The organism is Streptacidiphilus pinicola (assembly GCF_003258295.1).
GTDB lineage: Bacteria > Actinomycetota > Actinomycetes > Streptomycetales > Streptomycetaceae > Streptacidiphilus > Streptacidiphilus pinicola.
This window is the reverse complement of the sequence record NZ_QKYN01000036.1, coordinates 46,733-64,422: the sequence shown is the minus strand read 5'-3', so window position 1 is coordinate 64,422 and position 17,690 is coordinate 46,733. Positions and strand designations below refer to the sequence as shown.

The following is a 17,690-nucleotide window of genomic DNA, read 5'->3' as shown; positions in this document are numbered from 1 at the left end:
ATGGTCGCGCCGATCGTGCCACGGGCCGTCGGCGGACGTGTCCCGGTCCTCGCAAGTCCCCTTCTGCCAAAGGAGACCAGCACGTGCAGGCACCTCGTACCGCCCTCAGGACGCTGATCGCCGGCGTCTGCGCCGGGTTCGCCGCCCTCGCCCTCGCGGCGGGCCCGGCGCAGGGCGCGCCGCGGACCTCCTCCTACACCGTCAGCCCGCCGGTGAACCTCTCGGCCTCCTGCGCGGGCCAGAACGCCGAGACCATCCAGGCCGCCGATCCCGCGGCGAACGCCGTCTACGACGCCTGGATGGGCTGCAAGGGCATCGGCTTCTCCGGCTCGCTGAACGGCGGCGCCGCCTTCGGCACCCCGTTGACGCTGCCGGGCAGCGTCGGGCAGAAGGGCCAGCGCAGCTGGGACCCCGCCGTCACCGTCGCGCCCGACGGCACGGTGTACGTGGCGTTCATGGTCTCCCGCTCCGGACTGAGCTACCCGGTGATCGACGTCAGCACCGACCACGGCGCGAGTTTCCGCACCGCCGGGGCGATCACCCCGCCCGACGCCGCGAACTGGGGCGACCGCGACTTCATCACCGTCGGCCCGGACGGCACGCTCTACCTGACCTGGGACTACGGGCCGAGCGCGGCGGCCGTGACGTTCCTGTGCGCGTCGAGCGGCAGCTGCTCGTTCGCCACCGGCGACGTCAACGCGGTGCTGCAGAAGTCCACCGACGGCGGTCGGACCTGGTCGGCGATGTCGCACATCAGCCCCGGCTACCCGAACAGCGGCGCCGACAGCGCGCCGATCATCGCCGAGTCGGACGGCTCGCTCGACGTCGTCTACCAGGGCTACACGGTCACGAACGTCCCGACCGACACCCTCACCGTCGCCTCCCTCTATGCGACGCGCTCCATGGACGGCGGCGCGAGCTGGTCCGCGCCGGTCGCGATCGGCGCGTCGGCCGGGACGATGAACACCGCCGAGTGGTGGATCGACGGCGCCGAGGCGCTCGGCCCGGACGGCACCCTCTACGCCACCTGGGACACCCAGGGCCAGTCCACCGACACCGGCTGGCTGTCCTACTCGCGCGACCACGGCGCCACCTGGTCCGCTCCGGTGCAGGCACCGGCGGACACCCTGCAGGTGCCGCACATCATCCAGGTCGTCGCCGGTCCGCCCGGCGTCGCCTACGTCGGCTGGCTCTCCAGCAGCGACCCGCACGGCTACGCGCAGTACCTGCGCACCTTCTCGACCGCGCAGGGCTGGCTCTCGGCGCCGGTGCGGGTCTCGCAGGGCTTCGGGGCGAGCGGGGTGTGGCCGGGCGACACCTTCGGGTTCTCCGCGCTCTCGCCCAGCCGTCTCGCCCTGGCCTGGGGGAGCGCGGTCGCGCCGACCGCGACGAAGGACGACATCTGGGCGGCGACCGTGGGCGTGTCGCTGCCCTGACACTGGTGTCCGTGGGGTGACGTGCAGCCGTCCTGGAGCGGAACTCTCGGGTCGCCGATGGCGGCCCGAGAGGTTCCTGCGCAGCTGGGAGCTCCGGAGGAGCTGTGGGGCGCTGCCGGGCAGGCTTGTCGCAGACCTTGCACTTGTCTGGACAAGATGATGCGATGGCCCAGCCCCACTCAGGAGTTGGATCATGGTCATCACCGATGCTCCCGGCCTGGTGGTCAGCCGTCCGCGACCGCGGAGCGCGCAGACCTCCGGCTCGGCCTCGGGCGCCGTCTGCGCGATGAGCGCGGTCCCGTCCGCAGTCCCCGCGCTGCGCCGCTTCGCCCGCGCCGCGGCGCGCCGCTGGGCGGTCCCGGCCGAGGGCATCGACACGCTGGCACTGGTCGTGTCAGAACTGGCCACCAACGTCGTGCTGCACAGCGGCAGCCCCGAGATCACGCTGCTGCTGAGGCACTCCGGGGCGGAGCTGACCGTCGAGGTCGCCGACGCCGGCCGCTGGCAGGACCGCTCGATGCCCCGCCTGTCCGCCGAGGACGCCGACGCCCCCTGCGGGCGCGGCCTCGACCTGGTGACGAGCCTGGCCGGCCGCTGGCTCGCCTCCCTCTCCCCGATCGGCACCCGCGTCGTGGTCTCCCTGCCGCTCACCGAAGCGACGGAGTGAGCCTGACTGACGCGCCTGGGTGAGCGTCAGGGGCCGCTCGCGGCTCCGGGGTGCGAACGGCGGTGTCAGCGGCAGGGGCGGCTCACCGGAGGAGCTTCCCCTGCGCGTCGCGAGGGCGGACGGGGTGGCGGCTGAGGATGGAGATCCTGTTGAAGGCGTTGATCGTGATCGCGATCCACTCCGCGCCCACGAAGGCGTCGTCGCCCAGGACGTGCCGGGCGCCGTCCAGGTCCGCCTCCGCTTCGTCGGTCAGCGGCAGGCGCGTAGCGGCCTCCGTGACCGCCAGGACGGCCTTCTCCCGCTCGGAGTAGAGGTCCGTCTCGCGCCACGCCGGCAGCAGGTCCAGCTTCTGCTGCGGCACGCCGACCTCGCGGGCCTCCCGGGCGTGCAGGTCCAGGCAGAACGCGCACCCGTTCAGCTGCGAGGCCCGGACCTTGATCAGCTCTCGTTCGGAGTCCGCGAGCCCCCGTTCGGCCGCCGCCTTGGTGACCGCCGCCGAGTAGGCTCGGGCCGCCTCCCAGACCTCCGGGGCGGCCTTGTCCACGAACGGGCGCATACGACTCCTCACGCGACAGGTCACTGCGGACTCCAGGCGCCCGACATCCAGCGGATGATCCGGACCCTAGCGCATGTCCGCGCCCGGGGCGACGGGACTTCTCCCGCTCTGACCTGTGGCGACGAACCGTCAGGCGACCCTGCGCCGCCCGCGCCTGAGCCGCCGCATCCGCAACAGGGCCGCCCGCTCGTCCTCGCTCATGCCGCCCCACACCCCGTAGGGCTCTCGGGCCTCCAGCGCGTAGGTGCGGCACTCGTCCAGAACCGGGCAGCCGGCGCAGACGCGCTTCGCGGCGTCCTCCCGGATCCCCACCCGGCTCCGCCCACGCGACCGGCCCCGACCGGCCCGGACAAGCCGCGACCGGACCCGCCGCCGCCACTCGGCGGCCCGTCGGATCGCAGGCGCGTTCAGATCGTGCCGGGATGCATCACGCCGTGCTCGGCCTCCCAGACAGCACTCGCCGCCGGCTCCCCTTCCGCCTCGCCCTCCCAGACCCGCACCTCCACGCGGTAGGGCATGGCCTGCACCTGCTGGGACCGCCAACGTCCCTGGAGCTCGGCGTAGAGGTGTTCGTCCGCGCACTCCTGCGCCGTCATCGGCAGGTCCTCCGCAGTGGCCGGGGCCAACACCCGCGCGGTGTCCCGCAGAGCGTCCTCGAAGACGCGCGTCTCGCTTCGGTAGGTCATCTCCCGACCTCCTGCCTGCTCGATACCGTGCGGTCCTCATGGGACCGCCTGGCGTCTGCCCGGCTCCGGCGGACGCACACCTCGCGGTCTTCTCAGCGTGGGCGCCTTCCGCTACGGATGCCTCGCGGAGGCGCGGGGACTGATCGTCGCCGCCGGCTGGCAGGCCGGGGACCCCTGCCGGTCTATCGCGGGATGATGTCCTGGTTCCCGGGTGAGTGACGACGAGCGAGCGCTGCGCCGGCGGCCTCGCTCCTCCTGATCATGAGTGCCTGAACCACGGCTCCAAGGACCAGGCCGACGACGGCAGGGCCGCCCAGGAGGATCACCAGGCCGGCCCCGATGTTGGCGCCGATGACCCCTGCGGTCAGGACGCGCTCCCCGAAGCCGATGACCGTGCCCGCCGCGACCAGCGGCAGAATGACCCACCACCAGCGCGAGTTGAAAGCCCCGCGCGGGGCCGAAAGCAACATGGCGCCGCATCCCAGCACGACCCCGAGTGCGGCCAGCCCCAGGGCGAGTTCCATGCCTGGCGGAATATCGAAGGGCTTGACGAAATAGTCCAGGCCGGACGGCGCGACTCCCTGTACGTCCAGTCGTCCCAGCAAGCCCCACGCAGCGACCGGAGCCGCTACAACCAAAGCTGCAGATGCCACCGCGTATGCCCATCTCACGCCCGCATTGTGGGGGTTACGTCGGCTTGCCGCTTGAGTACGGGTACTCAGAATCGCGTCACAGAAGGGTCGCATCGTCGGCCTCAAGTCGAGGACTGCATGACGACCTGCTCGCCCTCTCCCTTCGGTTCCTCGAAACTGGACAGGTAGCGGTTGAAGAGCGCCTTGTTCACCGTGACGGAGTTGGCGCCTTCTTCACTGCTGCGAGCTTCGAGGCGACGCTCCAGCGTCGTGCGATCGGCCTTGAGGTGGACCAGTTCCCAGCGGCAGCCGTGGTTCGTGATCAGCGCCTTGTAGTCATCGCGGGCGGCGCGACTCCAGAAGCTGTAGTCCACGACCACGTCGCGCCCCGCCAGCATCAGTTCGACCAACTCCTGCCGCTGTTCGCGGCGTACCTCTTCCTTGAGCCGGTCGAATGCCTCCGTCTCCAGGGCGAGGCCGGCGTCGCGTTGCCCGAGTCGTTGCCAGACCACCTCGTCGATCGAAAGGCGAACGTAACCGCGTTGGACCAGCTCCATCGCGTAGGTGGTCTTGCCCGCTCCCGGAAGGCCGCACATCAGCACCACCGTGCTCAATTGCTCTGTCACCGAACCAGGTTAGATCACCGGCTGACCGGCCGGGCAGAGCAGCGGCAGCAGGGGGCTGTCACCGCGGTGAGGCCAGCGCGGACTGACCGAGCCTCACCGACTGTTGGTCATGTCCTGACAGAAATCGCTCCCAGGCTCTTGACTGGTCTGGACCAATGACGCTTTGCTGCTGGGGTCTCCACTCACCCCCACTTCTGGAGTGGCACATGCGATCCACTTCTTCAAGGCCCCACCGCGGCAGGCGCATCGTGGCGCTGCTCGCCGTCCTGGCCGGAGTGCTCGGTCCGCTGAGCGTCCTCGGCGCCGCGGGCCCCGCGATGGCGGCGGACTGCGCCGCGGCCTGGAGCTCCAGCGCGGTCTACACCGGCGGGATGACCGCCTCCTACAACGGCGACAACTGGCAGGCCAAGTGGTGGACCCAGGGCGAGGCGCCCTCCACCGGCGGCTCCGGCGTCTGGGCTGACCAGGGCGCCTGCGGCGGTTCCGGCGGCGGAGGCACCGGCGGCGGTTCGGGCAGTTGCAACTATCCCGCCTGGGTGGCCGGGCAGTCCTATGCCACCGGCGCCATCGTGCAGTACACCGCGAACGGCCAGTACTACATCGCCACGCACGACAACCCCGGGTACGACCCGACCATCAGCACCTGGTACTGGTCCCCCTACTCCTGTGCCGGGGGCTCCGGTGGGGGCGGTACCGGCGGCTCGGGCGGATTCGTGGTCAGCGAAGCCCAGTTCGACCAGATGTTCCCGAACCGGAACTCCTTCTATACCTACAGCGGCCTGGTGGCCGCGCTGAGCGCCTACCCCGGCTTCGCCACCACCGGCAGCGCCACCGTGCAGAAGCAGGAGGCCGCGGCCTTCCTGGCCAACGTCGACCACGAGACCAGCGGGCTCGTCTACATCAACGAGGTCGACCAGTCAGGGAACTACTGCGCGAGCGAGTCCTACGGCTGCCCGGCCGGCACCTACTCCTACTACGGCCGCGGGCCGCTGCAGCTCAGCTGGAACTTCAACTACAAGGCGGCCGGTGACGCCCTCGGCATCGACCTGCTGGACAACCCCGGCCTGGTCGCGTCCGACGCGGCGACGTCCTGGAAGACCGGTCTCTGGTACTGGAACACCCAGACCGGTCCCGGCACGATGACCGCCCACGACGCCATGGTGAACGGCGCGGGCTTCGGGGAGACCATCCGCAGCATCAACGGCAGTATCGAGTGCAACGGCGGCAACACCGCCGAGATGCAGGATCGCGTCAACGACTACACGTCCTTCACGTCCATCCTCGGCGTGCCCGCAGGCTCCAATCTCACCTGCTGACAGCCCCCCGCTTCGGACTGACGTGCCACCGGCCGCCCAGGGAGCCACGGGCGGCCGGTGGAGGGACAGATCAGCGCGGGCCTTCGTGGTGACCTGACGCCAGGGCGGTCGTTGGGAAGGCATGAAGAACATCGTCGCGCTCGGCGCGCTCACCCTGACCGGTCTCGTCGCAGCCGTCCCCGCCCACGCCGACGACCACTCCGTCCTGGGTGCCGTCCCCCGGCCACCGCAGGGCCTCTGGCTGCTCTCGGAAACTGGCAGCCGAGCACCAGTGGCATCCACTACCAGCAGCTCGCCCATCTCACCCCCCAACAGGCCGGTGACGCCCACACCATGACCAACGACCTGGGCTCCCTCACCCCGCTGGGCTAGTACTCCGGTGAGCGCGGCCGCGGGCTGACTCAGCCGAGGGCGCGGTCGAGGTTGAATGCGGCGCTGATCAGCGAGAGATGCGTGAACGCCTGCGGGAAGTTCCCGAGTTGCTGTCCGGAGCGCCCGATCTCCTCGGCGTAGAGGCCCAGGTGGTTGCCGTAGGTGAGCATCTTCTCGAAGGCCAGCCGGGCCTCCTCCACGCGTCCGGCGCGGGTGAGCGCCTCGACGTACCAGAAGGAGCAGATCGAGAAGGTGCCCTCGGCGCCGCGCAGGCCGTCCGGGCTGGCCTCCGGGTCGTAGCGGTAGACCAGCGAGTCCGAGACCAGCTCCGTGGTGAGCGCGTCCAGGGTCGAGAGCCACTTGGGGTCGGTGGGGGAGATGAACTTGGCCATCGGCATCATCAGCACCGAGGCGTCGAGGACGTCGTCGTCGAGGGTCTGGACGAATGCCTTCCGGGTGTCCGACCATCCCTGCCGCATGATCTGGCGGTAGATCGCGTCGCGGTTCTGCCGCCAGCGGGGGAGATCGGCTGGCAGTCCGCGCCGGTTGGCCATCCGGATGGCCCGCTCGATCGCCACCCAGCACATCAGCCGCGAGTAGACGAAGTTCTTCCGGCCGCCCCGGGTCTCCCAGATGCCTTCGTCGGGCTGGTCCCAGTGGTCGCAGAGCCAGTCCACCATGGCGCCGACCTCGTCCCAACGGTCGCTGCTGATCGGCTGTCCCCACTTGTCGTAGAGGTAGACGGAGTCGATCAGCGCGCCGTAGATGTCCAGTTGGAGCTGCTCGGTGGCGGCGTTGCCCACCCGGACGGGAGCCGATCCCAGATGGCCCTCGAGCTGGCCCAGCTCGGTCTCGGGCAGCTCGCTGCGCCCGTCGATGCCGTACATGATCTGTAGCGGGCCGGTGGGGCCGGCTCCGCGCATGGTGCCGCGTTCGGACAGGAAGCCCATGAACGCCTCGGCCTCCGAGGTGAAGCCGAGCCGGAGCATGGCGTAGACGCAGAAGGCGGCGTCGCGGACCCACACGTAGCGGTAGTCCCAGTTGCGTTCGCCGCCGACCCGCTCGGGCAGGCTGGTGGTCGGCGCGGCCACGATCGCGCCGGTCGGCGCGTAGGTGAGCAGCTTCAGCGCCAACGCGGAGCGGTGCACCATCTCCCGCCATCGGCCGCGGTAGCGGGACTGCGCCAGCCAGCGGCACCAGAACAGGACCGTCGCCTCGAACTCCGCCTCCGCCTCGGCGGCCGGGCAGGCCCGGGGGTGGACGTCGTCGGTGATCCGGTCGAGGGCGAAGACGACGGACTCGCCTTCGAGGAGCTTGAAGTGCGACACCACGTCCAGGCCGTCGGATTCCAGCGGCGCGGTGGAGGTGAGCCCGAGGGTGAGCGAGGCGGACGCGAAGACGGCCTCATGGGCTTGTGCGTGCACGGTGTGCGGCTCGGCTCCGTAGCCGAAACGGGGCGCGATCCGTGCACGGAACGGCAGGCTGCCGCGCACGCAGACCACCCGCCGGATCAGCCGGTGCCGCCCCGCTTCGCGCGACTCGTCGAGGACCGGCATGAAGTCCTGGATCTCCGCCACCCCGTCGGCGCCGTAGAACCGGGTGATCAGCACGTTGGTGTCGGGGAAGTAGAACTGCCGGGTCCGTGCCGGCGCGTCGGCGGCAAGCTGGAACGACCCGCCCCGGTCGGCGTCGAGGATGGCCCCGAACACGCTCGGCGCGTCGAAGCGCGGGCAGCAGTACCAGTCGATGGTGCCGTCGGTGCCGACGAGCGCGGCGGTTCGAAGATCACCGATCAGGCCGTGCTCGGAGATCGGTATGTACCGCGGGTCGTCCACCCAGCCGGACACGCTTCCGATGGCCATGCGGCCTCCTCAAGAAGACCTCGACATCCATGGTAGATCCGGCCGCTCAGGGCGACCGCCCGAGTGAATCACCTCGATCCGGTGATGCCGGCTCACCCGACGGGCGACCATGCTGGCAGCGACAGACCTTCCGGACAGGAGAGCGACACATGAGCGAGCCGCAGGACTGGAATGCGAAGACCATCGCGGAGTTCCGAGCGAACCAGGGCAAGGTCGGCGGGCCGTTCGAGGGCGCTCCGTTGGTCCTGCTCCATCACCACGGCCGCAAGAGCGGCCGGGAGTACGTCACTCCGATGATGTACCTCGCGCACGAAACCGACCCGGACGTCGTCTACGTGTTCGCCTCCAAGTCCGGAGCGCCCACCCACCCGGACTGGTACCGAAACCTGACCGCCGCGGGTGGCGGCACCGTCGAACGCGGCACCGAGACGTACCAGGTGACCGTCCACGAGCTGACCGGTGCCGAACGCGACCGTGTCTTTGCCGAACAGGCACGGCGCTACCCGGGCTTCGCCGGCTACGCCGAGCAGACCGCCGGAGTCCGGACGATCCCCGTGCTCGAACTCCGACGGGCGTAGCCGAAGCCGGGGTCCCGCCCGGGCCGTCAGGCGGGACCGCGGGACGCGGCGGGACTTCGCTCAGCTCGTGCCGGCGGATGCGACCAGGCGACCTCCGACGAAGGTGTGCGTGGGCATGAGGTCGCGCAGGGCGTCTGCGGAAAGGTGCGCGGGGTCCCGGTCCCAGATGGTGAGGTCGGCGAGGCGGCCGGGGGTGAGGGTGCCGCGCCGGTGTTCCTCGCCGAGCAGCCGGGCGGCGTTGGCGGTGTGCAGGGTGAGGGCCTCGTCGTAGGTGATGGCGTGCTCGGGGCCCTTGACGCCGATGACGGTCTGCCGTGTCGTCATGCCCCAGACCGAGCGCATGGCGCCGAACTGGCCGACGGGGAAGTCGGAGCCGGCACTGACCTGGGCCCCGAGGTCGATCCATCCGCGGGCGGGGAAGAGGCGGGCGACGCGTTCGGGGCCCCAGAAGCCCTCCTCGACCTCGGCGGTGTCGTGCAGCAGCGGCTGCTGGATGGTGACCGGGATGCCCAGGGCGACGGCGCGGGTGCGCTGTTCGGGGCCGGCCAGGCCGCCGTGCTCCATGACCAGCGTTCCGGCGGGCAGACCCGGGTTGCGCTCCAGAACGCGCTCGTAGACGTCCAGGAGGGTGCGGACCGCCCGGTCGCCGTACGCGTGCGTGCCGACGCGCCAGCCGCGCCGGACCACCGCCTCGACGGCTTCGACCAGTGCGTCCGGCTCCCAGATCAGCATGCCGGAGTAGGAGTGGTCGCAGGCGTACGGCTCCTCGGTGGCGCCGGCCTCCAGGCCGCCGTCGAGACCGAACTTCACACCCCACACGGAGAGCTGGGGATCGGAGCTGTCACGCCACTCCTCCATGACGTCGAGCAGGTCCTCCACCTGGCCTGCGCTGGTGAAGCCCAGGGCGGAGATCAGCGCGCGGACGCGGGTGCTGAGCGCGCCGGCCTCGCGGGCGGCCAGGAGCACCGCGTAGTCCTCGGGGGTGACCGCGCAGTCGCGGACGGTGCCGATGCCCGTGGCGGCGTAGTGACGGCTCGCCAGGCGCAGTCCTTCAATGCGCTCGGTCCGGTCCGGGGCCGGGACCAGGTGCTCCACCAGGTGCAGGGCGTTGTCGATGAGACGACCGTTCAGCCTGCCGTCGGCGCCGCGGCCGATGGTGCCGCCCGGCGGCACGGGGGTGTCCTCGGTGATGCCCGCCAGGCGGAGTGCGTAGCTGTTGACGACGTCGTTGTGGCCGCCGCGCTTGACCAGGACCGGGTGCCGGTCGGTGGCCTGGTCGAGTTCGGCCGCGGTGGGCATGCGGCGCTCGGCGAGGTTGAGTTCCTGCCAGTTGGTGGTGGTGCGGATCCACTCGCCTGCGGGGGTGACGGCGGCTCGCTGCCGGATCAGCTCGAGGAACTCCGGGATGGTGCGGGCCTGGTGGACGGGGACGTCCCGCGCGCCGAGCGCCGCGAAGATCAGATGGGTGTGGGTGTCGTCGAAGGCGGGCAGCACGGTCGAGCCGGGCAGGTCGTGCACCTGGGTACCCGCGCTCACCAGGTGGTCGAGGCCCTTGGGATGGGCGGACACACCGACGATTCGGTCCCCACGCACAGCCAGGGCACGCTGCGGTGCCTGACCGGGCACCAGGGTGTGCACCGCGCCGGCGCGGATCAGCAGGTCGGCTCCGTGATCGGTCATCGTCTTCTCCCTCGTCTCGAAGGTGTCCCTTGGTGACGAGACCGTTGTAGGCGCCGCGCGGAGAAAGACCGCCAAAGGGAGGACGCTCACGCGGGAATCACGCCAAAGCATGCGCCTAGAATGCAGATCATGAGACAGGTGCTGGACGAGACCGACCGGCGGATCGCGGCCGCGCTGGTCGCCTCGCCGCGCGCCTCCTGGCGTGAGCTGGCCCGCTGTCTGGGGCTGTCCGAGCGGACCGTCGTCCGCCGGGTCGCCCTGCTCTACGCCGACAGCACGCTCCGCGCGACCGTCGTCCGCAACCCGGCGCTCTTCCCGCACCTGGTTCCCCTCGTCCTGCGGATCCGCTGCCGGCCCAGCAGGATCCGTCAGGTCGCCCAGGCTCTGGCCCGCCGCGGCGACACCGTCTGGGTGGACATCCTCGGCGGCGGCGACGAGATCTCCGCGGTCTTCTTCCTGGACGGCCCGGAGGCACGGAACAGCCTGCTGCTGCGCGACCTGCCCGCCACCGACGCCGTGGGCTCCTGGACCGCCCACACGCTGCTGCGCGTCTTCCCCACGGCGTTCCGCTGGACCGCCGGCCTCCTCTCGGCCGCCGAACTGGCCGAACTCGCCCCCGAAATGACGCCGCCTCCGACGACGGCGCCGTTGCTCGACCTCGACATCGCGTTGATCACCGCGCTCGCCGAGGACGGTCGGGCCACCTGGACGGACCTGGCCCGCCGCACCGGCACCACCGCGCTGACCGCGCGACGCCGCGTCGAGGCCCTCGTGGCCGGCCAGGTCGTACGCCTGGCCACCGAGATCGACCTCGCCCTGCTCGACGCGCAGACCGAGGCGTTGCTGTGGATCGCAGTCCGGCCGGGGGCGCTGCAGGAGACCGCGCAGACCCTGAGCGCCCACCCGCACGTCCGGTTCTGCGCGGCGACCACCGGCCCGGCGAATCTCGTCGTCGCCGTCGCCGCCGCGAACCTCGACGCCCTGTACGCCTTCCTCACCGACTCTGTCGGCCCGTTGGATTCGGTCACCGCCATCGACGTCACCCCGCTGCTCGCCACCGTGAAACGCACGGGCCTGATCCGCCGCTGAAGCCCCGGTCGCCCGCCGGACAGGCCCTAAGGCCGCTCCGCCGCGGCCGGCCACCAGGCCGGTGCGCAGGCGACGGCCGCCTCGACGAGGTCCTGCTTGGTGACGGACGGGTCGGCGAGCCAGGCCCGGATCGCTCCGGCGAAGCCGTGGGCCAGGAACTGCGCGACGACCGCGCGGCTCACGTCCGGCGCCGCCCCCTCGCCGGCACGGGCGAGGAAGCCCCGCGCGTAGGCGGCGAAGTGACGCACCAGCGCGTCGTAGACGCCTCCGTCGGCGGGTTCGGCCACGGCGTGCCGGTAGACGAGCGCGAACCGCTCGACGTGGTCGGCGACCTCGGCCGTGGCCAGACGCAGCAGCTCCGGGCCCGTAAGCCCCTCGGCCCGGCGTTGTTCCTCCAGGCGGTGGCCGGTCTCCAGATCGGCCTGGAGTGCCTCGATCAGCGGGTCGAGCGGCGTCGCATAGCGGTTGTAGAACGTGGCCCGAGTGACCCCGGCGCGCTCCGCCAGTTCGGCGACGGTGATCCGGGAGACGGGCCGCTGCGAGGCGAGCTCGACGACGGCCTCCCGCAGGGCGGTTGTGGTCCGGGTGACCCGCGGATCGGTCCTGCCGCCCACCGTGCTCACGCAGTGTCCCTCCGGACTCTCCCGTCCGGTTGCGGTGGCCCGCGCCCGGTGTTCTTATACAGGTGTCAAACAGTTTACGAGGCAGGACGGCGACCTTGCCCGCGGCGAGAGCTACTGCCTCGCCCACCACATCACGTTCGGGACGGACGCAGAACGCACGATCACGGTGGCCTCGATCCGCTATCTCGACGAATTCGTCAAGCAGGACGGCGAGTGGTTCTTCGCCGAGCGGCGGCTGATGGTCGACTGGACCGAGACCCTGCCCTGAACCGGGCAGCCCAGATCGAGGAGACCAGCAGATCGAGGGGACCAGCCGCATGCCCGACTCGGCCGCGCAGCCGCTGCTGCGGCGGCTGCGGCGCCAGCTCTGGCAGCCGCCGCGACCGCACGGGGACCAGCCGCGCGAGCGGGTCGTCGGGCCGTTGGAGCTGTTCTACGACCTGGTCGTGGTCGTCCTGGTCGCCCAGGCGGCGCACCACCTCGCCGGGCAGCTGACCTGGCGTGGGATCGGCGAGTACGGCGCGGTGTTCGGGCTGGTGTGGATCGCGTGGGTCAACGGCAGTCTGCACCACGAGCTGCACGGCCACGAGGACGCCCGGGCCCGGATCACCTTCCTGCTGCAGATCCTGGTCCTGGTCCCGCTCGGGGCGTTCATCCCGCAGGCGGGCGGCGCCCGGGGCGCGGCCTTCTCCGTCGCGGCAGGGGTGCTGTTCGCGGTGCTCGCCCTGCTCTGGGGACTGGCCTCACGCGGGGACGAGCCCGAGTACCGCCGCCCCAGCCGTCTCTTCGTCACCGGCACCGCCGTCTGCGCCGTCGTCCTCGCGGTCGGTTCCGTACTGCCGACCGGGGCCAGGGTGTGGACGTGGGGCGCACTGGACGTCGCCTACCTGGCCGGCTTCGTCGTCGTGATCCTCTGCGTCACACCGGTACGGGCCGTCACCCTCAGCGTCACCGACGCGCTGATCGAGCGGTTCGGGCTGCTCATCATCATCGTGTTGGGGGAGACCGTGACGGGTGTCGTCACCGGGCTCGCGGCGGAGCCGGTCAACGCGCTCACGATGGCCGTCGGCCTGGTCGCGGTCGTCGCGGGCTTCGGCGCCTGGTGGACGTACTTCGACTTCGCCGGCCACCGCGAGCCGCGGCAGTCGCCGGCTGCGACGGTCCAGTGGATGCTCGCCCACCTGCCGCTGACCGCGGCGGTGGCCGCGATGGGCGCGGCCATGGTCGACCTGGTCGAGCACGCCCACGAGGACCGCACCGGCGCCGCCACCGCGTGGGTGCTGTGCGGCGGCGCCGCGCTGGTCCTGGCGAGCACGATGCTGGTGGCCGGCAGTCTCGTGGTCTGGCGCACCAAGCGCGCGCTCTACCGCCCGCTCTCCCGCGTCTGCGCCGCTACCGCCCTGGCCTGCCTCGGCCTCGGCGCGGCGCGCCCGGCCCCGGTCGTGCTCGGCGTGATCCTGGTCCTGCTCCTCGGCGTTCCGTGGAGCGTCGCCGTGGCGTACCGGCTGCGCCAGGCGGAGCAGCCCGCCGCCGAGTGACGGATACGCCCCGCTTCAGCCTGCCCGGACCAGCGTGTACAGCTCGACGATGACGCCGTCCCTGCAGTGGGCGATGTCCATGCCCGAGACGACGGGAGGCTGCCCGGCGGGACCGTAGCGGAAGCCGAGGTGGCCGAGGTCGTCGGTGACGGAGACGGCACCGTCGGGCTCGAAGACCCAGTTCGGGAGCTGCGCGCGCAGCTCCTCGGCTCGCCGGGCGAGTGCCTCGCGCCCGCGGACAACGCGGTCGGGTTCGTGCCAGACGACGTCCTCGGCGTACGTCTCGGCGACAGCTCGGGAGCGGCGTTCGGGGTCCGGTTCGTTGAAGACGTCGAGCAGGTTGCGGCGCATCAGGTCGGTGACGGTGGCAGTCATGGGCGGTGCTCCTTCCGGGCGTTCATGCCGCCGCGTGCGGGGGCGGGAAGTGACTGGCCAGTTCGGCGCGGGCGGCGGGGTCGAGACGGACGGCGGCCGTGGCGAGGTTCTCGGTCAGGTGGGCGCGGGTGCGGGTGCCGGGAATGAGCAGGATGTTGGGGGCGAGGTCCAGCAGCCAGGCCAGGGCGATCTGGGCGGGGGTGGCTTGGAGTCGCGCGGCGAGGCCGGCCACGGCACCGCTGCTCAGAATTCCGTTCTGCACGCCGCGCGGCCACCCGAGCGGGCAGAACGGGACGAACGCGATCCCGCGCTCGGAGCATTCGCGCAGCACGTCGAAGGACGACTGGTCAGCGAGGTTGAACAGGTTCTGGACGCACACGATGTCGGTCTGGTCCAGGGCGCGCAGCAGATGGGCACGGGTGATGTTGCTGAGGCCGATGCCGTCGACCAGGCCCTCGTCGCGGGCCCGGACGAGCTCGGCCAACTGGGCGTCAAAGCGTGGACCGGGCGGGGCCGTTCGGTCGACCAGGCGCAGATTGACCGCGGCCAGGCGGTCGGTGCCGAGGGTGACGAGGTTCTCCTCGATGCCCTGGCGCAGTTGGTGCGGCTGGTCGAACGGCAGGATCGCGCCGTTCTCGTCGCGGCGGGCGGCGACCTTGCTGACGATGGCGAGGCCGGCCGGGTACGGATGGAGCGCCTCGCGGATCAACTCGTTGACGACGCCGGGCCCGTAGTACTGGGCGGTGTCGATGTGGTCGACGCCGCCGGCGACCGCGGCGCGCAGCACGCGCAGGGCCTCGTCGCGGTCGCGGGGCGGGCCGAAGACGTTGTCGCCGGCCAGTTGCATCGCGCCGTAGCCGATCCGGTGGACCCGTCTCGCGCCCAACGCGTAGGTGTCCGCGGGCGCGAGGTGAGAGGGCTGCTGGGGCATGGTGTCTCCCGACGGCTCAGACGCGCAGGGTCTTCATGGCGGTCGACCAGGCTTCGATCTCCTCGAACAGCTTCGTCGCCGAGGCGTCGTGGTGCGCGTCGGGCTTGAAGAGGGAGAGGTTCTCGAAGTCGGTGAACAGCGAGAAGGCCAACTGCTGGTGGACGTGCGCGAGCTGGACGGCGCTGGCGATGCCGCGCAGGTGCTCGGCGGCGCGGATTCCGCCGACCGTCCCGTAGGACACCACGGCGGCGGCCTTGTTGTTCCACTCCGCGTAGGCGGTGTCGATGGCGTTCTTCAACACGGCCGGGACGGAGTGGTTGTACTCCGGTGTGACGAAGACGTAGCCGTCGAACTCAGCGACCTTGGCCGCCCACGCCTTGGTGAGCGCGCCCTGGTACTGGCCCATCGAGGGCGGGATCGGCTCGTCCATGAAGGGCAGCGGCCAGTCGGCGAGGTCGACGAGTTCGTACTCGGCGCCGGTGCGGGCGCCCGCGCGGTCGACGACCCAGTCGGCGACGGCCTTGCCGTTGCGGCCGGGGCGCGTGCTGCCGAGGATCACGGCGATCTTGAGGGTGCTCATGTCGTTCACTCCTTCGGTCTGCCTGGCCTGCTCAGGCGGTGTGGCTGCCGTTGCCCCGCCGGGCGCGGACAGAGGCGGTCAGCTGGAGGTGGCGGGCGGCCATGCCCTTGAGCTTGGTGACGCCGTGGGCGTAGCGGTCGACGGTCGCTACCGCTTCCACGGCGATCTCGTCGCCGATGACCTCCGCCCTGGTCACGGTGAAGGTGACGGGTGCGTCGACGCCGTGCGCGGTCAGCCGGCCCTGAAGGGCCCAGGCTCCGCCCTGGTCCAGCTCGGCGCCGGCGGCGCTGAAGACGATGTCGGGGTAGTTCTCGGTGTCCAGCAGCGCCTTGGACAGCACCTGGCGGTCACGGTTCTTGTTGCCGGTGTCGAAGCTGGCCGCGTCGGCGACGGCGTCGACGCGGGTCGCGGTGAGCGGCTCGGCGAGGGAGACCGTGCCGCCGCGCAGCTGGAAGCTGCCGCGGACGGTGCCCAGACCGAACAGGTGCTTGGTGGTGAAGGTGATCTCCGAGCGGGGGACGTCGATGGCGTAGTGGCCCGGGGTCGGCGTCGGCGTTGCGGTGGTCATGATGAGCTCCTCGGTCGAGTTCTCATTGACTTGAGCCTTCAAGTGAAACCCTAGTCCTCTGAACTTGAAGGCTCAAGTGATAGCGCATCCGGCGAGTCGTTCATTCCCGCCCTGTTCGGGCGAGGCTGTCAACGGGCAGGCGAGTCGATCCGCTGCAGGATCCGCTCGGCGTCCTGGCCGAGGCGGCGCAGGCGCTCGCCGGAGAGGTTGTCCACGACCAGGCGGCGGACGTAGGCCACGTGCGCGGGGGCGGCGGACTCCAGCTTGGCCATGCCGGCCGGGAGCAGGATCGCGTTGGTGAAGCGCCCGTCGGCCGGATCCGCCTCGCGGCGGACGTAGCCGCGGCTCTCGAGCCGCTTGACCATGTGGGAGAGGCGCGACAGTGAGGTGCTGGTGTTCTCGGCGAGCGTGCTCATTCGCAGGGTCCATTCGGGGGCCTCGGACAGCATGGCCAGGGCCATGTACTCGACCATGCTCAGGTCGGCGTCGCGCTGGAGCTGGGTGTCGATGGCCCAAGGAAGCCGGGTCATCAGGCGGACCACCGACAGCCACGAGTCCAGCTCGCCGGAGGTCAGCCACAGGTCGGCGTGTTCGTCTGTCCCCGCCTGGGCGGCTGCTTCGTCCTGGGTGGTCATGAGGGGAGCGTAACAGCCGCACTCTGCGGATGACATGCTTGAACATTAAAGTCACGGCGACGTACCCTCAAGGTTGAATGTTGAACATGTAGCCCCACGAAGGAGGCCCCCATGCCTGGACTGCTCACCCCCACCGTCGAGGTGCGGCGCGCCGGTGAACGGCACGCCAGCCGGCTCTCCTGGCTCGACTCCAAGCACTCGTTCTCGCTCGGCACCGGCCGGCCCGACCCCGCCAATACCCACCACGGTCTGCTGCTCGTCCACAACGAGGATCTGGTGCAGCCCGGCGCCGGCTTCGAGACCCACCCGCACCAGGACATGGAGATCGTCACCTGGGTGCTCCAGGGCTCCCTGGTCCACCAGGACTCGACCGGCCACTCCGGCGTGATCTACCCAGGGCTCGCCCAGCGGATGAGCGCCGGCACGGGGATCCTGCATTCGGAGAAGAACGACACCTACCGAGCCGCGGACGTGCGCCCCACCACGCCCGTGCGCTTCGTCCAGATGTGGGTGCTGCCCGACGAGCCCGGTGTCACGCCCGGCTACGAGCAGCTCGAGATCGACGACGAGTTGCTCGGCGGTTCACTGGTCACCGTCGCCTCCGGCATGGACCGGCACCGGGACGCCAGCGCGATCCGGATCCGGAACCGCTACGCGGCTCTGCACGCCGCACGGCTGCGCCCCGGAGAGCAGGTCGCGCTACCCGAGGCGCCGTTCCTGCACCTCTTCGTCCCGCGCGGCTCGGTCGACGTCGAAGGCGTCGGCGCCCTCGACGAGGGCGATGCCGCCCGCTTCACCGCCACGGGCGGACAGCGGGTCTCGGCCGTCACCTCGGCCGAAGTCCTGGTCTGGGAGATGCACGCCACTGCCGCGCTCTGAACTCGGTTCCGGGTGGCGGACGGCGCGGCCTGCCGGCCCTTCCGGTAGCGCCCGGTCAGCA

Annotated in this window: 21 protein-coding genes; 8 read left to right on the top strand and 13 right to left on the bottom strand. The window is 71.1% G+C overall.

Features of this window, described 5'->3' with window-relative positions; translation table 11 throughout:
* Positions 1 to 83 precede the first annotated feature (83 nt).
* Together DN069_RS09250 and DN069_RS09245 are read left to right on the top strand one after the other, a co-directional pair.
* Positions 84 to 1,436 carry a sialidase family protein gene (locus DN069_RS09250; RefSeq protein WP_111500390.1) on the top strand — a complete coding sequence of 451 codons (1,353 nt, stop codon included), beginning with the start codon at positions 84 to 86 and terminating at the stop codon, positions 1,434 to 1,436.
* A 193-nt stretch (positions 1,437 to 1,629) separates the two neighbouring features.
* Entirely contained in the window at positions 1,630 to 2,103 is a 474-nt protein-coding gene (locus DN069_RS09245; RefSeq protein ID WP_111500389.1) for an ATP-binding protein, read from the top strand.
* An 82-nt stretch (positions 2,104 to 2,185) separates the two neighbouring features.
* On the opposite strand, the gene DN069_RS09240 is transcribed toward DN069_RS09245, so the two are convergent.
* The 5 genes from DN069_RS09240 to DN069_RS09225 all read right to left on the bottom strand — a co-directional run bounded on the left by DN069_RS09240 (position 2,186) and on the right by DN069_RS09225 (position 4,603).
* Complete coding sequence (locus DN069_RS09240) at positions 2,186 to 2,659, bottom strand: carboxymuconolactone decarboxylase family protein (RefSeq protein ID WP_111500388.1); 474 nt, start codon at positions 2,657 to 2,659, stop codon at positions 2,186 to 2,188.
* 129 nt (positions 2,660 to 2,788) lie between these two features.
* A complete protein-coding gene (locus DN069_RS41435) occupies positions 2,789 to 2,971 on the bottom strand; it encodes a WhiB family transcriptional regulator (protein ID WP_424556268.1) in 183 nt (60 codons plus the stop codon).
* A gap of 95 nt (positions 2,972 to 3,066) precedes the next feature.
* On the bottom strand, positions 3,067 to 3,345 hold the full coding sequence (locus DN069_RS41430; protein WP_243639032.1) for a hypothetical protein: 279 nt from the start codon (positions 3,343 to 3,345) through the stop codon (positions 3,067 to 3,069).
* A 182-nt stretch (positions 3,346 to 3,527) separates the two neighbouring features.
* Positions 3,528 to 3,869, bottom strand: a complete 342-nt coding sequence (locus tag DN069_RS40865; protein WP_207892098.1) for a hypothetical protein — start codon at positions 3,867 to 3,869, stop codon at positions 3,528 to 3,530.
* 230 nt (positions 3,870 to 4,099) lie between these two features.
* On the bottom strand, positions 4,100 to 4,603 hold the full coding sequence (locus DN069_RS09225) for a P-loop nucleotide/nucleoside kinase family protein (protein WP_207892097.1): 504 nt from the start codon (positions 4,601 to 4,603) through the stop codon (positions 4,100 to 4,102).
* 206 nt (positions 4,604 to 4,809) lie between these two features.
* Between DN069_RS09225 and DN069_RS09220 the strand changes: the two genes are divergently transcribed.
* Positions 4,810 to 5,919, top strand: a complete 1,110-nt coding sequence (locus tag DN069_RS09220; protein WP_111500385.1) for a glycoside hydrolase family 19 protein — start codon at positions 4,810 to 4,812, stop codon at positions 5,917 to 5,919.
* A gap of 401 nt (positions 5,920 to 6,320) precedes the next feature.
* Here the strand turns inward: DN069_RS09220 and DN069_RS09215 are convergent, their stop codons facing one another.
* Entirely contained in the window at positions 6,321 to 8,153 is a 1,833-nt protein-coding gene (locus tag DN069_RS09215; protein ID WP_111500384.1) for a glycoside hydrolase family 15 protein, read from the bottom strand.
* 149 nt (positions 8,154 to 8,302) lie between these two features.
* On the opposite strand from DN069_RS09215, the gene DN069_RS09210 reads away from it, so the two are divergent.
* Positions 8,303 to 8,731 (top strand): nitroreductase family deazaflavin-dependent oxidoreductase, encoded by a 429-nt coding sequence (locus DN069_RS09210; protein ID WP_111500383.1) that lies wholly within the window; start codon positions 8,303 to 8,305, stop codon positions 8,729 to 8,731.
* Between the two features lie 60 nt (positions 8,732 to 8,791).
* On the opposite strand, the gene DN069_RS09205 is transcribed toward DN069_RS09210, so the two are convergent.
* Complete coding sequence (locus tag DN069_RS09205; protein ID WP_111500382.1) at positions 8,792 to 10,411, bottom strand: amidohydrolase; 1,620 nt, start codon at positions 10,409 to 10,411, stop codon at positions 8,792 to 8,794.
* A 129-nt stretch (positions 10,412 to 10,540) separates the two neighbouring features.
* Here DN069_RS09205 and DN069_RS09200 point away from each other — a divergent pair, with 129 nt between their 5' ends.
* A complete protein-coding gene (locus tag DN069_RS09200) occupies positions 10,541 to 11,500 on the top strand; it encodes an Lrp/AsnC family transcriptional regulator (RefSeq protein ID WP_111500417.1) in 960 nt (319 codons plus the stop codon).
* A 26-nt stretch (positions 11,501 to 11,526) separates the two neighbouring features.
* Here the strand turns inward: DN069_RS09200 and DN069_RS09195 are convergent, their stop codons facing one another.
* Positions 11,527 to 12,123 carry a TetR/AcrR family transcriptional regulator gene (locus DN069_RS09195; protein WP_111500381.1) on the bottom strand — a complete coding sequence of 199 codons (597 nt, stop codon included), beginning with the start codon at positions 12,121 to 12,123 and terminating at the stop codon, positions 11,527 to 11,529.
* Between the two features lie 34 nt (positions 12,124 to 12,157).
* Between DN069_RS09195 and DN069_RS41425 the strand changes: the two genes are divergently transcribed.
* Both DN069_RS41425 and DN069_RS09185 read left to right on the top strand, forming a co-directional pair.
* Positions 12,158 to 12,391, top strand: a complete 234-nt coding sequence (locus DN069_RS41425) for a nuclear transport factor 2 family protein (protein WP_243639030.1) — start codon at positions 12,158 to 12,160, stop codon at positions 12,389 to 12,391.
* A gap of 49 nt (positions 12,392 to 12,440) precedes the next feature.
* Positions 12,441 to 13,661: a low temperature requirement protein A gene (locus DN069_RS09185; protein WP_111500379.1), complete on the top strand. Its 1,221-nt coding sequence runs from the start codon at positions 12,441 to 12,443 to the stop codon at positions 13,659 to 13,661.
* A gap of 15 nt (positions 13,662 to 13,676) precedes the next feature.
* Here the strand turns inward: DN069_RS09185 and DN069_RS09180 are convergent, their stop codons facing one another.
* From DN069_RS09180 to DN069_RS09160, 5 genes are all read right to left on the bottom strand, one after another.
* Positions 13,677 to 14,036, bottom strand: a complete 360-nt coding sequence (locus DN069_RS09180; RefSeq protein ID WP_111500378.1) for a nuclear transport factor 2 family protein — start codon at positions 14,034 to 14,036, stop codon at positions 13,677 to 13,679.
* A 22-nt stretch (positions 14,037 to 14,058) separates the two neighbouring features.
* The gene (locus DN069_RS09175) at positions 14,059 to 14,967 is read right to left on the bottom strand and encodes an oxidoreductase (RefSeq protein WP_111500377.1); all 909 of its coding nucleotides are present in this window, start codon (positions 14,965 to 14,967) and stop codon (positions 14,059 to 14,061) included.
* Positions 14,968 to 14,983: 16 nt separating this feature from the next.
* On the bottom strand, positions 14,984 to 15,547 hold the full coding sequence (locus tag DN069_RS09170) for an NADPH-dependent FMN reductase (RefSeq protein ID WP_111500376.1): 564 nt from the start codon (positions 15,545 to 15,547) through the stop codon (positions 14,984 to 14,986).
* A 31-nt stretch (positions 15,548 to 15,578) separates the two neighbouring features.
* Positions 15,579 to 16,115 (bottom strand): YceI family protein, encoded by a 537-nt coding sequence (locus DN069_RS09165; protein WP_111500375.1) that lies wholly within the window; start codon positions 16,113 to 16,115, stop codon positions 15,579 to 15,581.
* Between the two features lie 128 nt (positions 16,116 to 16,243).
* Positions 16,244 to 16,750 (bottom strand): MarR family winged helix-turn-helix transcriptional regulator, encoded by a 507-nt coding sequence (locus DN069_RS09160; RefSeq protein ID WP_111500374.1) that lies wholly within the window; start codon positions 16,748 to 16,750, stop codon positions 16,244 to 16,246.
* Positions 16,751 to 16,861: 111 nt separating this feature from the next.
* On the opposite strand from DN069_RS09160, the gene DN069_RS09155 reads away from it, so the two are divergent.
* Positions 16,862 to 17,629, top strand: a complete 768-nt coding sequence (locus DN069_RS09155) for a pirin family protein (protein ID WP_111500373.1) — start codon at positions 16,862 to 16,864, stop codon at positions 17,627 to 17,629.
* Positions 17,630 to 17,690: the final 61 nt, after the last annotated feature.

What these genes read in the sequence shown, in the direction of transcription:
- DN069_RS09175 (WP_111500377.1), bottom strand. Translation starts at nt 14,967, where the DNA reads ATGCCCCAGCAGCCCTCTCACCTCGCGCCCGCGGACACCTACGCGTTG.
- DN069_RS09215 (WP_111500384.1), bottom strand. Translation starts at nt 8,153, where the DNA reads ATGGCCATCGGAAGCGTGTCCGGCTGGGTGGACGACCCGCGGTACATA.
- DN069_RS09165 (WP_111500375.1), bottom strand. Translation starts at nt 16,115, where the DNA reads ATGACCACCGCAACGCCGACGCCGACCCCGGGCCACTACGCCATCGAC.
- DN069_RS09205 (WP_111500382.1), bottom strand. Translation starts at nt 10,411, where the DNA reads ATGACCGATCACGGAGCCGACCTGCTGATCCGCGCCGGCGCGGTGCAC.
- DN069_RS09155 (WP_111500373.1), top strand. Translation starts at nt 16,862, where the DNA reads ATGCCTGGACTGCTCACCCCCACCGTCGAGGTGCGGCGCGCCGGTGAA.
- DN069_RS09245 (WP_111500389.1), top strand. Translation starts at nt 1,630, where the DNA reads ATGGTCATCACCGATGCTCCCGGCCTGGTGGTCAGCCGTCCGCGACCG.
- DN069_RS09185 (WP_111500379.1), top strand. Translation starts at nt 12,441, where the DNA reads ATGCCCGACTCGGCCGCGCAGCCGCTGCTGCGGCGGCTGCGGCGCCAG.
- DN069_RS09180 (WP_111500378.1), bottom strand. Translation starts at nt 14,036, where the DNA reads ATGACTGCCACCGTCACCGACCTGATGCGCCGCAACCTGCTCGACGTC.
- DN069_RS41430 (WP_243639032.1), bottom strand. Translation starts at nt 3,345, where the DNA reads ATGACCTACCGAAGCGAGACGCGCGTCTTCGAGGACGCTCTGCGGGAC.
- DN069_RS09210 (WP_111500383.1), top strand. Translation starts at nt 8,303, where the DNA reads ATGAGCGAGCCGCAGGACTGGAATGCGAAGACCATCGCGGAGTTCCGA.
- DN069_RS09160 (WP_111500374.1), bottom strand. Translation starts at nt 16,750, where the DNA reads ATGACCACCCAGGACGAAGCAGCCGCCCAGGCGGGGACAGACGAACAC.
- DN069_RS40865 (WP_207892098.1), bottom strand. Translation starts at nt 3,869, where the DNA reads ATGGAACTCGCCCTGGGGCTGGCCGCACTCGGGGTCGTGCTGGGATGC.
- DN069_RS09200 (WP_111500417.1), top strand. Translation starts at nt 10,541, where the DNA reads ATGAGACAGGTGCTGGACGAGACCGACCGGCGGATCGCGGCCGCGCTG.
- DN069_RS09220 (WP_111500385.1), top strand. Translation starts at nt 4,810, where the DNA reads ATGCGATCCACTTCTTCAAGGCCCCACCGCGGCAGGCGCATCGTGGCG.
- DN069_RS09170 (WP_111500376.1), bottom strand. Translation starts at nt 15,547, where the DNA reads ATGAGCACCCTCAAGATCGCCGTGATCCTCGGCAGCACGCGCCCCGGC.
- DN069_RS09240 (WP_111500388.1), bottom strand. Translation starts at nt 2,659, where the DNA reads ATGCGCCCGTTCGTGGACAAGGCCGCCCCGGAGGTCTGGGAGGCGGCC.